11 protein-coding genes and 2 pseudogenes are annotated in these 12901 nt (G+C 59.9%); 5 read left to right on the forward strand and 8 right to left on the reverse strand.

Annotated elements, in window-relative coordinates; all coding sequences use genetic code 11:
- Positions 1 to 8 precede the first annotated feature (8 nt).
- Entirely contained in the window at positions 9 to 722 is a 714-nt protein-coding gene (locus QE452_RS06930; protein ID WP_309658956.1) for a YafY family protein, read from the forward strand.
- Between the two features lie 528 nt (positions 723 to 1250).
- Here the strand turns inward: QE452_RS06930 and QE452_RS06935 are convergent.
- Entirely contained in the window at positions 1251 to 1745 is a 495-nt protein-coding gene (locus QE452_RS06935) for a hypothetical protein (RefSeq protein WP_309658955.1), read from the reverse strand.
- Between the two features lie 242 nt (positions 1746 to 1987).
- On the opposite strand from QE452_RS06935, the gene QE452_RS06940 reads away from it, so the two are divergent.
- Complete coding sequence (locus QE452_RS06940; RefSeq protein ID WP_309729784.1) at positions 1988 to 2188, forward strand: hypothetical protein; 201 nt, start codon at positions 1988 to 1990, stop codon at positions 2186 to 2188.
- Positions 2189 to 2268: 80 nt separating this feature from the next.
- Here QE452_RS06940 and QE452_RS06945 read toward each other — a convergent pair whose 3' ends face one another.
- The 5 genes from QE452_RS06945 to QE452_RS06965 form a co-directional block, all read right to left on the reverse strand.
- Complete coding sequence (locus QE452_RS06945) at positions 2269 to 4416, reverse strand: peptidase domain-containing ABC transporter (RefSeq protein ID WP_309729787.1); 2148 nt, start codon at positions 4414 to 4416, stop codon at positions 2269 to 2271.
- 41 nt (positions 4417 to 4457) lie between these two features.
- Positions 4458 to 5705 (reverse strand): HlyD family efflux transporter periplasmic adaptor subunit, encoded by a 1248-nt coding sequence (locus QE452_RS06950; protein WP_309658952.1) that lies wholly within the window; start codon positions 5703 to 5705, stop codon positions 4458 to 4460.
- Positions 5706 to 5772: 67 nt separating this feature from the next.
- On the reverse strand, positions 5773 to 6081 hold the full coding sequence (locus tag QE452_RS06955) for a transcriptional regulator (protein WP_309658951.1): 309 nt from the start codon (positions 6079 to 6081) through the stop codon (positions 5773 to 5775).
- Positions 6069 to 6659, reverse strand: coding sequence for a hypothetical protein (locus QE452_RS06960; RefSeq protein WP_309658950.1), 591 nt, complete (start codon positions 6657 to 6659; stop codon positions 6069 to 6071). Before QE452_RS06960 ends, QE452_RS06955 begins: the two co-directional genes overlap by 13 nt.
- A 215-nt stretch (positions 6660 to 6874) precedes the next feature.
- Positions 6875 to 7366 carry a hypothetical protein gene (locus QE452_RS06965; RefSeq protein WP_309658949.1) on the reverse strand — a complete coding sequence of 164 codons (492 nt, stop codon included), beginning with the start codon at positions 7364 to 7366 and terminating at the stop codon, positions 6875 to 6877.
- 189 nt (positions 7367 to 7555) lie between these two features.
- Here QE452_RS06965 and QE452_RS06970 point away from each other — a divergent pair.
- A pseudogene (locus QE452_RS06970) lies at positions 7556 to 7864 on the forward strand (integrase core domain-containing protein); the annotation flags it as partial.
- 361 nt (positions 7865 to 8225) lie between these two features.
- Here QE452_RS06970 and QE452_RS06975 read toward each other — a convergent pair.
- Positions 8226 to 9413, reverse strand: coding sequence for an MFS transporter (locus QE452_RS06975; protein ID WP_309658948.1), 1188 nt, complete (start codon positions 9411 to 9413; stop codon positions 8226 to 8228).
- Positions 9414 to 9576: 163 nt separating this feature from the next.
- Between QE452_RS06975 and QE452_RS06980 the strand changes: the two are divergent.
- Positions 9577 to 10699 (forward strand): annotated as a pseudogene (locus QE452_RS06980) (IS3 family transposase).
- Between the two features lie 372 nt (positions 10700 to 11071).
- Positions 11072 to 11386, forward strand: a complete 315-nt coding sequence (locus QE452_RS06985) for a hypothetical protein (RefSeq protein ID WP_309729790.1) — start codon at positions 11072 to 11074, stop codon at positions 11384 to 11386.
- A gap of 26 nt (positions 11387 to 11412) precedes the next feature.
- On the opposite strand, the gene QE452_RS06990 is transcribed toward QE452_RS06985, so the two are convergent.
- Positions 11413 to 12888, reverse strand: a complete 1476-nt coding sequence (locus QE452_RS06990) for a tryptophan 7-halogenase (RefSeq protein WP_309658947.1) — start codon at positions 12886 to 12888, stop codon at positions 11413 to 11415.
- Positions 12889 to 12901 lie beyond the last annotated feature (13 nt).

A 12901-nucleotide genomic window follows, 5' to 3' on the forward strand; every position in this document is an offset into this window, starting at 1 on the left:
CCGACCGTATGCGCCGCGCCGACCGACTGTTCGAGATCGTCCAACTCCTTCGCCGCGCGTCCGGGCCGCTCACCGCGGACGCGCTGGCGGCAGAGCTGGAGACGAGCCGGCGGTCGGTATACCGGGACATCGCCGCGCTGATCGGCCAGCGCGTGCCGATTCGCGGTGAAGCAGGGATCGGCTACGTGCTGGAGCGCGGCTTCGACATGCCGCCGCTGATGCTCACTTCGGACGAGGTGGAGGCGGTGGTTCTCGGCGCTCAATGGGTGTTGGTCCACGCCGACGAGGGGCTCGCCCGCGCAGCCGCCGACGTGCTCGCCAAGGTTGCCGCCATCGTTCCGGAACAGCTGCGTGGGCAGATCGAGGACCCGGCCGTTATTACTCCGCCCAATTGGAGCGAGCGGCTCGACGCAGGGGTCGATGTGGCACGTCTGCGGGCCTGGAGCCTGCAAGGGCGCAAGCTGCACATCAGCTACGCTGATGAGGGGGGCCGCGAGACGGCACGTACCGTGTGGCCGTTCCTGGTCGGCTACATGGATCGGGTTCGGATGCTCGTCGCCTGGTGCGAGTTGCGCGGCGACTTCCGGATGTTCCGCACCGACCGGCTTGCCGCAATCGAGTTTCGGGACGAGCGCTACCCGGAACGCCGCGCAGTGCTCAGGCGGCGTTGGCTCACCATGATGAGCGAGCGACGCGATGCGGAGGCAACACGAAGTCGTTAAGTCTCAGCAGACCCATCTTCGGCCATTTAGCGCCGTTGAGACGATCCCCGAAACCCGCCATTCGTTCAAGCTGAGAGGGCCGTCGGTTCAGTAGCTCATTCAGGTGCATAGAACGTCCGGCACGAGGACATGTCCGCCCGACAGCTATCGAACTCGTCGATACGGATAGCTGACATAAGCACGTTTTCTGCACATTGTTTTCTCAACAAGTTGATGGACGCTGCCGTGCGGCGATGCTCCGCTCCGGACCAACGGTTTGCGGATGTACAGCAAACAGCTGTTTTTCTTGCAGAGCGAGGTTTCGATTATTTTCTGAGTATGATAGTCATGGCGGAGGATGGCGCCTCCGCCATTCGGTTATGCGTCCCTATTTTTAACCATTCTTATTGCTTCTATTGCAACAACACACAGTAGAAGTACCATGACTAGCAACTGAATTGAACGGTTCATACCGTTATACAATACATATGCTTGCAGAATTGTGCATGATAACAATATCAGCCGAGATATAGTCATAGATGCATTCTTTTACTGTGCTGGTGCGTTAGGGGGGCGGTCAGCAAGGCCGAAAGACCCCAAAATAATGCCCATAATCGCACCACCGATAGGTGTGCCGACTACAACGCCGGCAGCCGTTGATCCCAAGCCAAGAACCGTCGCGGAATGTGTCATCTTATCATAGGCGTCTTGTGCCTGAGCAGCATATTCAGGCGTGAGGTAAAGCTTGCCGCTACTATCCCCATCCTTCAGCATATAGTGTTCGTGATTGGGGTCCATCGGGGATGCGTGATAGCCCTTTGGCAACTGAGTTGCGTCGGCCTGATTATTCCCGCTGTCTCCTCCGGCACTTGAGCCATCATCAGCGCCATCGTTGCCGTAATCGCCGGGATCGTAGTCACCGCCAGTGTCGTCACCACCAGTGTCAGGATTTCCGGTCACGACGATGTCGCCGCTATCATCGCCACCACCGCCGTAATCACCGCCGGCAACAAAAGAAAGCTCGGCTAAAGTCAAAACTCTCATTTATTCCTCCATTCGATAGATCGTTTGAAAATATCAATTAGAGAACAAGAAGAAGCGATCCTTCACCTCCTTTCCGTCCCTCGTAAAGGAGATGGCAAAACATAGATATCTTAAGAAGTGGAAGTACGCCGGCGTCCGACGGGATAAACCTCCAGTCTAGTCCCGGCCGCTTTGCGACCACGAATTCGCTCAGCGCCTCGGGATCAAATCCCGGCAACGTTGTGTAAACCGCCAGGAAATCAATGTCTTTCGGCTCGTCTTTTCGTGAGACGAAGCTACCACCGATCAGAGGCGGCCTCGACGGTAATCGCAAATCTTTGCGTTTCGGCCAAAAAGCCGTCGAAGCCCGCAAGCAGACCTTTGCGCTTCTCGTTCCAGCAGAGATGCCGTTCGAGCCATTCGTGCTGGACGACATGTGGGCTGCTCGCGTCTGGCCCTTTTGATCGTTCGTCGAACAGGACCAGTGCGGCGTCTAGGCTCGCTGGCTGGCGGTCCAATATATATGCGGTATACGGGTCGGAGATCATATTATCGATCCAGCCATATCGTCATGAAGGAGTGGGCGGTCGGGCATTTTCAAGCTGACGACTCTCACCGACGATGTGCCTTGCTCTGACTCGTGCAGGACACCGTCACGCATCGTGACATGACGATCAGCGGCAGCGATCGTACTGGGACGATGTGCGACGATGACGCATGATAGCCCCTGACTTTTCAGGGAAGCGTTGACCCTGGCTTCGGTTTCGCCGTCCAGATGAGCCGTCGCTTCGTCCATCACTAGCAGTTGCGGCTTGCGGTACAGCGCACGAGCCAGCAGCACGCGTTGCTTCTGCCCCCCTGATAGCGCCGAGCCCATGTCGCCTACGAGGGACTCGTAGGCCATGGGCATGGCCATGATGTCGTCATGGATGATCGCGAGGCGCGCAGCCTCCTCGACGCGTGCCTGGTCGATCTGGGGGTCAAAGAAAGCGATGTTTTCGGTGATCGACCCCGCGAACAGTGTATCGTCCTGCATCACGGAGCCGACCCGCTCGCGATAGGATGCAAGACCTGCGCGAGTCAGAATCTTTCCATTGACAAGCAGCTTGCCTTCGGTCGGATGAACAAGACCCAGGAGGAGCCTGAGCAGCGTGGTTTTGCCACTGCCCGATGCGCCTGTGATCGCCACAGAAACACCGGGTTCAATCAGCAGGTCGACCCCGGCGAGTACCTCGCGGTCGCCCGGACCGTAGGTAAAATGAACATCACTGAGTTCGATCTTCACGACCTCACCGATGGGGTTACCAAGCGAAGCGGCTGGCTCGGGCGGTGTCAGCGCGATATCGCCAATCCGACCCAATTGGACATCGAGCATACGGTAGTCGGCCAGCTTGCCGACGATGTTGAGACTCGCTGTCAAGAATTGCTGTTTATAGGCACCGAACGCTGTAATCATACCAACCGTGAACCCGCCCGCGAGGTTCAGTCGGATTGCAACATAGACAAACAGTATATTCTCGATGGCAATGACCGTGGTGTTGGCGGTCGAGAACATTGCCTGAAGTCGAGCGATGCCGACGCTGGCATTGACCACTGCGGCGCGGCGCGCTTGCCACACTCGCAATCTGTCCTGTTCACGCCCGAAGAGGCGAATGGGAACGATGCCCCGGATCGTTTCTATCAGTATGGCTTGCTCACGCGCCTGCGACTGAATGACGCTAACGTTCCGCATCCGCAGCACGCCGAAATATGAGTAGCGAAGGACGATATAGATCAGGAGGCCGGCGATCGTTACGCCGGTCAGCAGGGGCGAATAAACCAGCATCAGGCCCAATGTGACGATGGCCATCACACCGTCCACCGCCGCCTGAACCAAGCCGTTGCCCAGCAATTCTGTAATTGGTTGTGATGCATTGAAGCGGGTCAGAACGTCGCCAACCGAGCGCTTCTGGAACCAGCCGATCGGCAGCCTGACGAGATGCCTGAAGAGGTTCGAAACGAGCCGGTAACCGAGTTCGTTCGAGAGGCTGACGATTGCCCATGATCGCACGAATGCCGTGATCTGAGACAATATTGCCAACGTGCCGAAGCCGAGCGCGAGCGCAGTCAGAAAATCTAGGTCGTGAGACGGAATGACGCTGTCGAGGCCGATCTGCAGATAGAAGGGCATCGCAAGCGAAAACAATTCAATTAGCAAAGATAGGAGTAAGATTCGCCCCAAAGCGCCGCCGAGGCCCGGGGCTCGGCTCCACAACTGCCACAATGACAGCTTCGAACGCTCTCTGCGCCGTCGAAATGCCAGCGACGGGACCGCCTCGATTGCGATGCCGGTGAAATGGCTGGACATTCCAGCCAGTGTCACCGTGCGCTCACCGTTTGCCGGATCATTGATCGTGTAACGCCGGTCATCCCCCCGACCCCGAATTCGGGTCAGAACGACGAAATGGTTGAAGTTCCAGTGGAGGATCGCAGGCAGCGCAATGTTACCGAACTCTTCCGGCTCACACCGCAAAGGGCGGGCGTCCAACTGTAACTCGGAGGAAATCCGAAGCAGCGTCGGCAGCGTCATGCCTTTGATGCTGACACCAAAACGGGCGCGGAGGTTGAGCAGGTCGACTTCGTGGCCATGATGCGAAGCCACCATCGCAAGACACGCAAGACCGCATTCTGCGGCTTCATCCTGGTGGATCATTGGGGTTCGCCCCCGCCTTGACAGTGCGAGAGCGATATCACTCATGACCGGGCTCCTACGGCGCGGATCGGCTCTAAAATCCAGTCAAGGAAAGATCGCCGGTCGAGGATGACATCCGCGGTCAGTGTCATGCCGGGTTCCAATGGCAAGGCTTCGCCGAAAGCGTCGATCCGTTGCCGGTCGAGTGCGACACGCACCTCATAGACCGGGTCCTGGAGCTTGACCGGAGCATCCACTTCATCCGGTGCCAACACGGAATGCGAGATGCGGACGATCCGGCCGGTGAATGTCCCGAACCGCTGATAGGGAAATGCATCGTACATCAGCCTAACGGGCTGGCCCATCCGGGCCATGCCGATCGCACGCGTTGGCGCGTATAGCGTGGCTTGCATTACAGACCCTAGCGGTACGATCGTGAAAAGCGGCTGGCGTCCATCAGTGCTGCGCCCCGCCATCGTCTGTACCGATGTTACCCTGCCAGCGATGGGCGCAGTGATTGTAAAGGAGCGAGCGCCCTCAATATCGATTCGATGCTGATCGAGCTGGTCGAGGCTGCTGTGGAGGTCCGCTTCCTTGCTCGCATGGTCGGAGGGCAACTTGCCGAGATCCGCTTCGGCCTCGCTGCGACGTTCGTCCAGTTGTGCGATTTGCTGGACGAGCGCCTGAAGTTGCGTCGAGGCGGCGAGCCAAGCCTGGCGGCGTTGCTCATATTCGGTCCGCGTCTCGAAACCTTTGTCGACCAAGGTGGTCATCGCATCGAACGACTGCCGCGTGGACGTTACCGCCTGCTTTTGGAGGTCGATCTGCGATGTCATCTGGCTACGCTCGGCGCCAAGGTCACCGATCAACCGTGTGAGCCGTAATCGCTCTTTACCTACACGGTCATTCTCATAATCAAGTTCGCGGGCGGTTAGCCGTGCTTGTTCGGCGACTGAGGCCAATCGTTCAGCATCGGGAGATGCTCCGCCTTCTAAATTCTGCTCAGTGCGGATTGTAGCGATCGGCTGCCCCTGCCGCACGATGTCGCCGTCCTTTACGCCAAGCCAAACCAGCTGCCCGGGTTTGTCAGCATAGACCTTCGACAGCACCCCCTCGGGGGTCAGCGACCCCGTTACGGTCTCCGTGCGTGAGTAGTGACCAAGGACGGCCCACAGTGCGATGGCTATGGTTATGACGGTCAGCAGGCCGGTAATGATCGACAGAGGGAGCGATCGGGTCAGGGTGACTTCACCCTCCAGCCGCTGCCGTCGATGATCCAGTGCTTCAGGCCGGAATAACGTAGACGACATCGACGGAATGCCTCCCGAATCAACGCCCGGAAGGATTATGTCAGACCGGTCTGCGATGCAAACCTTATTATGATATTTGATTGAGCAAATGCCTCATGGCGGCGAGATAGTCGGCAAATGCCTGTTCACCATCATGCGTCATTTGCACGGTGGTTCGGGTTTTGCGTTCAACAAATGTTTTATCGACGCGCACATATCCCGCCGCTTCCAGCTTAGACAAGTGGCTGGAAAGGTTACCTTTCGTTGCCCTCGTAACGTCAAGTAGTGTCATGAAGTCCGCGCTGCCGGCGGTGCTTAGATAGGCGAGCACACCCAGTCGGACACGGCCGTGTACCGTTTCGTCGATCCGATCGAGAGGCGCGCCTATGCCTTCCATTCTTCACGAAGCAAAAAGAGGCTTGGAACGATCTGCAACACGAATGCTGCGACACCTAACATAACCAGAAGGGACATATCACCAACGGACAGCAATGCGAGCGCGATGGTCATCCACCCTATACCGATGACAGAAAGCGCCTTCCGGTTTGCCAATTCGGCTGTAGCTAATGCCGCAACCGACAGGATCAGGGCTGTCGCCGCTTCCGACTCCGATTGCAATCCTGAGCGATGCAGCTCTTCGCCGATGTTAAAAACGACGACTGCCGCTCCGGCAGCGATCCAAATCCGATGCACGGCGCGCGAACGCCAAGTTACTGCCCGGCCATCTGAGTGCGAGAGCCGCATCATGATCAAACTGATGAAATACGCAATGAGGAAAGGCGCGATCCAGGCCACCACGGTATAGGCCGATCTCTGCAATAATTGCTCGGTCAACGAGGCCACCATGATCGCCACCCCCCAGATAAGCATGATGGGGCCCGTGTTCACGACGCTGGAACGGCCACGACGCGCCAGATCGCTGAGTTCCTTCAGCTGCTCGGTTACATCCAGTGCTGTTTCAACCTGATCGGCCATGCCCGTCCCGCTGCCTGTTCTCGCAGAAATTAGCATAGCTGATGCCCGTATGGCGATATGCCCGTAGTCCTACGCACCTGTGCCACCCAGGTGCGAGAGCTGATAAAGTCGGCAATCTTTTCTGCCGCCTTGCATAAGCGGATCAATAATGTGCGTCCGTCTCACCGATCATGCGCTGTAGCTCACGCAATATGAGTCAGACAGTAAGGCAGTGGCTAACGCCGCGCTTGCACCAATTGGCGTACCATCCTGATCTCTATGCCGCCCTGCGCCGGCGGTCTTGCCGCCTTGGGCATGGTGCGGATTAGGTAGATCGCTTCTGCGGCGCCATCGGCGCCTTGTTTCTGCACGCCACTCACCTTCGATTGGATGGCGCCGAGCTCAATCGCACGCGGTGGCACAGTTGTGAAGCCGCCACCCGCGCGCTCTTGTCCGGCTGCGATCAATTGCTGCCACACACCTTCATCAATCACGCCATCCGTGTTTGTCATGCGGACTGCACAGGCATGGACCGGAGGCGCTTCGAGCGTCACAACCATATTGCTGGTGCCTGCCTGCATGACCCATCCATGCCCTGGATCGTCGCGCAGGTATTCTTTCACTTCCGTCGGGGTCAGCGCACGCGCACCGGGGAGCTTTGCCATAACGGAGTCGATCCGCGCCTCGTCCGGAAAGACTCGGCCGCAGATCATGTCGAAAACCTTCATCTGCCCCTCGCCGCGGAATTTCGGAGCGTCCGCAGAGGAGGGCGTAGCGGCTTGCAGCGCGAGAGCAATTAGGACGGCAAACATCTGCTTTCCTCTTCCGACTATGTCTAAAGCCTGCCACAGACGTCGATGTCGCGCCAGTTGCTCCGGCGTCGAGCCTGCGGGTTAGCCTGGTCGCGCCAGATGCGCTTCGACATGATCTGCGAGGCGAACGGCATTGAGCATCGCCTCACCAAGCCGAACCATCCGTGGACCAACGGACAGGTCGAGCGGATGAACCGCACCATCAAGGAGGCAACCGTCAAACGCTTCCACTACGAGAGCCATGACCAGCTGCGGACACACCTCGCCGACTTCATGGCGGCCTACAATTTCGCTCGCCGGCTCAAGACGCTCAGCGAGCTCACACCCTACGAATACATCGCCAAGATCTGGACGTCAGAGCCAGACCGGTTCATCGTCAATCCGATCCACCAGATGCCGGGACTGAACATCTAGGTGACCTTTCCTCAGGGGTTGGCTATCGACGCTCGGCAATGATGGAGGGCATCGCAAATATGGCACTTAGACACGGCGATCGCGGTGCCCGGGCCTATGAACGCGCTGAACCCGTCATCCAGTGCCTCCAGGAGGCTATCACAGCCTATCGCCGCGACAGTGCCAACTGTGACGGGCGGCCTTCGATCAGCCAGTTGATCGCCACATGTGATGCATGCGGCATGAGCGCCGCCCGTGGCGGTCCGGTGACCCGCTATATAATCGGGTCCGCCCTAAGACTGATGGGGCTATCGTAGCCCGGGCTTGACCCAATAGCGGCCGCTCAGACTTGATCTTTAGCGTCCGAAAACCGGACGTTCATTCAGGCGCTACGACGGCTAGGCTCGGTCAAAAAAAGAAGAAGCGCGGCGGTGACTAGCGCGGCTCCTACGGTTGCCGTCGCTGTCCACCCACCTTTATCAAAGCTCCAGGTGGCGAGCGTAGATCCGAGCGCTCCAGCCAGAAAAACAGCCGTCATGTAGACGGCGTTGATGCGTCCCCGCGCCTCGGGCAGGATGGAGAACAGCACCCGCTGACCCAGCACCTGGTTCATCTGGGTTGCGGCATCGAGCAACACGGCCGTCGCAGCCAGTAGTATCAATGCGTGGGCCACCGCAGCCCAGCCAGCGACGATAAAGGCCGCAATGGCCGAAGCGAGCGCGGCTGCGGTGCCTGCCCGTATATGGCCGCGATCACCTAGCCTTCCGGCGAACGGTGCCGCAAGCGCGCCTCCGGCGCCAGCGAGCCCGAACAGGGCGATGCCTCCCTGACCAAGACCGAAGCGCATCGCGAGCAGCAACGGCACCGCCGTCCAGAACAGGTTGAACGCCGCGAACATGATCGCTTGGTAGGCCGTCCGTCGTCGGATCGCGGCAGTCCTTACCAAAAGCGACAGGCTCGACAGCAAAAGCTGCCGGTAGCGCATATCGGGCGCGGGGCGCCGCTCAGGCACAAAGCGTAGGATGAGCAGCGCCACCACCGCCATGGCGATTGCCGACGCGCCGAATATTGAGCGCCAGCCGGCGACGGCGGATAGCCCGTTCGCCAGTGGACGGGCTAGCATGATGCCGCTGATCAATCCGCCCATGATGTTGCCGATGACGCGGCCGCGGCTGTGCTCTGACGCCAGGTGAGCGGCGAGCGGCACCATGATCTGCGCGCCCACCGAACAGAATCCGGTAATGAACGAGAACAGTAGGAAGCTCGAAGCGCCAGCCGCCATCCAAGTGCCGATCTGGCCGAGGCACGCGCCTGTCGTCAGCAGCAGGATCAGCCGTTTGTTCTCGACCCGATCCGCCAAAGAGACCACGAAGAACAAGCCGGCACCATAGCCGAGTTGGGGTAACGTGACCACCAGTCCGGCAACTCCACCGTGCAGACCCAAGGCGGGGCTAATTTCGCCGATCAGCGCCTGCGCGAAATAGAGGTTTGCCACCATCATGCCACACGCGATTGCGAAGACGGCGGTAAGCCGAGGGCTTATCGCCGTTGGTATATTTCTACGCTTCATTGACAGCTGCTTACCGGCTCGGTCTAGCGGCGTCGCCTCTTTGATACGACGTTGACCCAGTCCCGGACGCTCAGGCCGCCTGACCTGAGCCCTTCAGATTGGTCCATTCTTTGTGAGAAATTCCCGGTTAGGTTTGGCAGGTACTGGACGAGGGAATCCGCCCATGAAGAAGTCGAGGTTCAGCGAGCAGCAGATAGCGTTCATCCTGAAGCAGGCCGAGGATGGAACGACCGTGGAGGAGGTATGCCGAAAGGCCGGCATATCGATCCAGACCCCGGCCTACGCCGGGGCAGGCTCTACTACCGATGGCGTAGCAAATACGGAGGGCTGATGCCGTCGGAGATGAAGCGCCTGAAGGTGCTGGAGGAGGAGAACGTCCGGCTGAAGCAGCTGGTGGCGAACCTCAGCCTTGATAAGGAAATGCTGCAGGACGTCATCCGCCGAAAAATGTAGGGCCTGGTCGAGCCCGGGAGATCGTCGGCTATTTGCAGGCGAGCTACCAGGTCAGCGAACGGCGAGCCTGCAGCGCGTTTCCGATCAATCGATCGACCCAGCGCTATCAGTTGCGCCGCCTCGATCAGGCCGGCCTCAAGATGCGGATCAAGGAGTTGGCTGCGACCCGTGTTCGCTATGGGTACCGACGCATCCATGTGCTGCTCCGACGGGAGGGTTGGGAGATCAACCACAAGCGCACTCATCGGCTGTATCGCGAGCTCGGGCTGCAGCTGCGCAACAAGACGCCCAAGCGCAAGGTGAAGGCGAAGCTGCGCGATGACCGGACGCCGGCGACGGCACCCAACGAGTGCTGGTCGATGGATTTCCTGTCGGACCAGCTGTTCGACGGTCGCAAGATCCGGATGCTCTCGATTGTCGACAACTTCACCCGTGTGTCGCCAGCGCTCGATGTACGGACGAGCTACCGCGGCTCTGACGTGGTCGAGACGCTCGAGCGCATTGCTGTGGTACACGGTCGTCCCAAGCGTATTCGTCTGGATAATGGCCCGGAATTCATCTCGAAGGATCTCGACCTGTGGGCTTACCAGCATGATGTGGTGCTGGACTTCAGCAGGCCTGGGAAGCCGACCGACAATGCGTTTGCGGAGGCGTTCAACGGCCGGGTGCGGGCCGAATGCCTCAACGCATACTGGTTCTTGAGCTTGGACGACGCACGAGTAAAATGTGAGGCGTGGCGGCGTGATTACAACGAGCACCGTCCGCATAGCTCCCTCGGCAACCAGACCCCGATGGAGCGCGCTTTTTCCTCAGGGCAGGCATGCCTGCCCTGAGGAAAAGAGAACCGGTTTTCTCATAAAGACCGGACCAAAGACGGGGTGAGGCTCACCTTGGTCCAGACTGTCATAGTCGATGGACCACTCACAGGGGGGCAGCTCAAGACCTAGAAGCTAAATCAATGGCATATCGATAGCCTTTTTTGCGCCTGTGAACGGCTGACCGGTCTCGGGTATACTGCATGATTGACCAAGCAACATGTATGGGATGGAAGCGACCCCGCCCTGCCGCTGAGGAGACCCATAACCGGACGTTCGCAGCGGCTTGCCCGTCTGCAGCTTTCTGCCATTCGTTAATGTGTTGGACGCCATCAGATCCTGTGCTCGGATGACCAGAAAACGATCGGTCCTGTACTCTCTAGAATCGCCATGCTGTCGACCAGCCTGAGCATATGGCGTGAGCAGGCCAGGTCAGGCGAACCACGCCAGCCGTCCTCGCATTCATGCGCGTGCGTGCAGCAATGGCCGATTGATTCCGGTGACGATGTCGGGGCGGGTGATCGAGACATAGATGTCCGGCTCGATTCCTTGGCCGGGCTGAACGATTGGCGGCAGGTCTGCTTCCAGCCCTGGCGCGGGCAGCCGAAGGAAATAGAAGCAGATGAGTTGAAAAGGCGAGACGGGCTGGGCGCCAACCCCCTCGATTTCCGCCTCATCCGTTGTCAGTATCAGCCCCCTGCCTGACCTGCCACGTTCGCTTGACGAAGCCCTTACGGGAAAGGCGGCATAGCCGCGACCGTCTTCGCGATGTCCGCTCGCAACGCTGCCAATTGGCGCAGATTGTCGTTCCGCCCGACGACCTCGACCAGCGGATTATGATCGTTGGGACGCTCGCCCTGGCCGTCCAGCACCGCGAACCAGCTAGCGTCCCGGAATAGTTCGTCGTTCGCCAGGACGATCCGGCCCGAGCTTCGGAAATGCCCCAGCTTCTCCGCCAGCGTATCGGGAATCGCCATCTTCTGCCGCTCGCGCCACATCGGTTCGTCGCGCCCCATGGTGGCATGATAGTGCAGGATCAGGAAATCGCGCACCTCCAGCATCTCCTGCCCGAACACCCGGTTAAACTGCCGCGCTAGCAGGGGCGAGCAATCGCTGGCGGGAAAGAGTGATAACAGCTTGGCGATCCCACTCTGGATGAGGTGGATGCTGGTCGATTCCAGCGGCTCGAGGAAACCGCTCGACAGGCCGATCGCGACGACATTGGCCCGCCACACCTCCCGCCGCATGCCGGGCGTGAAGCGGATCAGTCGCGGGTCGGCCAGCGGTGGCCCGTCCATGCCCGCGATCAGCGATGCGCGCGCGGTTTCCTCATCCTGAAACCGGCTGGCAAAGACATAGCCATTGCCGACCCGGTGCTGAAGCGGGATACGCCAGCGCCACCCCGCCTCGGCTGCGGTCGCGCGGGTATAAGGCGTGCGATCGCTCTCCGGCGCGCTCGGTGCCGCCCAGGCCCGATCGCAGGGCAGCCAGTGCGACCAGTCGTCGAAGCCGACGCCCAGTGTCTGGTCGATCAGGAGCGCGCGCAGTCCGGAACAGTCGATGAATAGGTCCCCCGCCACGACCTGCCCGCCGTCTAGCGCCAGCGACCGGACGAAACCGCTCTCCCCATCCTGCTGCACCGACGCGACGACGCCCTCGATGCGACGCACGCCCGCGCGCTCGGCCAGTCCGTGCAAATAGCGCGCATAGAGACCGGCATCGAAATGATAGGCATAGCCCAGCGTCGAGAGCAGCGAGCGGCGATCTGGCACGGGCCGTGCGAAGCGGCCCGCCCTTGCGGCCTGCGCGGTCAGCGAATAGGCCTCGGTCGGAGCCACGTCGCCATCGCCGCGGGCGCGGATCAGACGATGGAGGAACATCGCACCATCGCTTGGTGGCCCGAACGTGCCGAAGGGATGGAAATAGCGGCTCCCCTCGCCGTTCCAGCCGACGAACTCGATGCCGAGTTTTACCGTCGCCTTGGTTTCGGCCATGAACTGGCGCTCGTCCAGGCCGATGATCTGGTTGAACCAGTGGATGGTGGGGATCGTCGCCTCGCCGACCCCGATTGTGCCGATGGCGTCGGACTCGACCAACGTGATGGCGACACCCTGCCCCGCTAGCGCACGCGACAGCGCGGCGGCGGTCATCCAGCCCGCCGTTCCCCCGCCCAGGATCACGATCCGGCGAATGCGCTTGTCCGTCATGGCCGCCAGCCTA

Origin of the sequence: Sphingomonas sp. SORGH_AS_0438, assembly GCF_031453475.1 — a bacterium.
Classification (GTDB): domain Bacteria; phylum Pseudomonadota; class Alphaproteobacteria; order Sphingomonadales; family Sphingomonadaceae; genus Sphingomonas.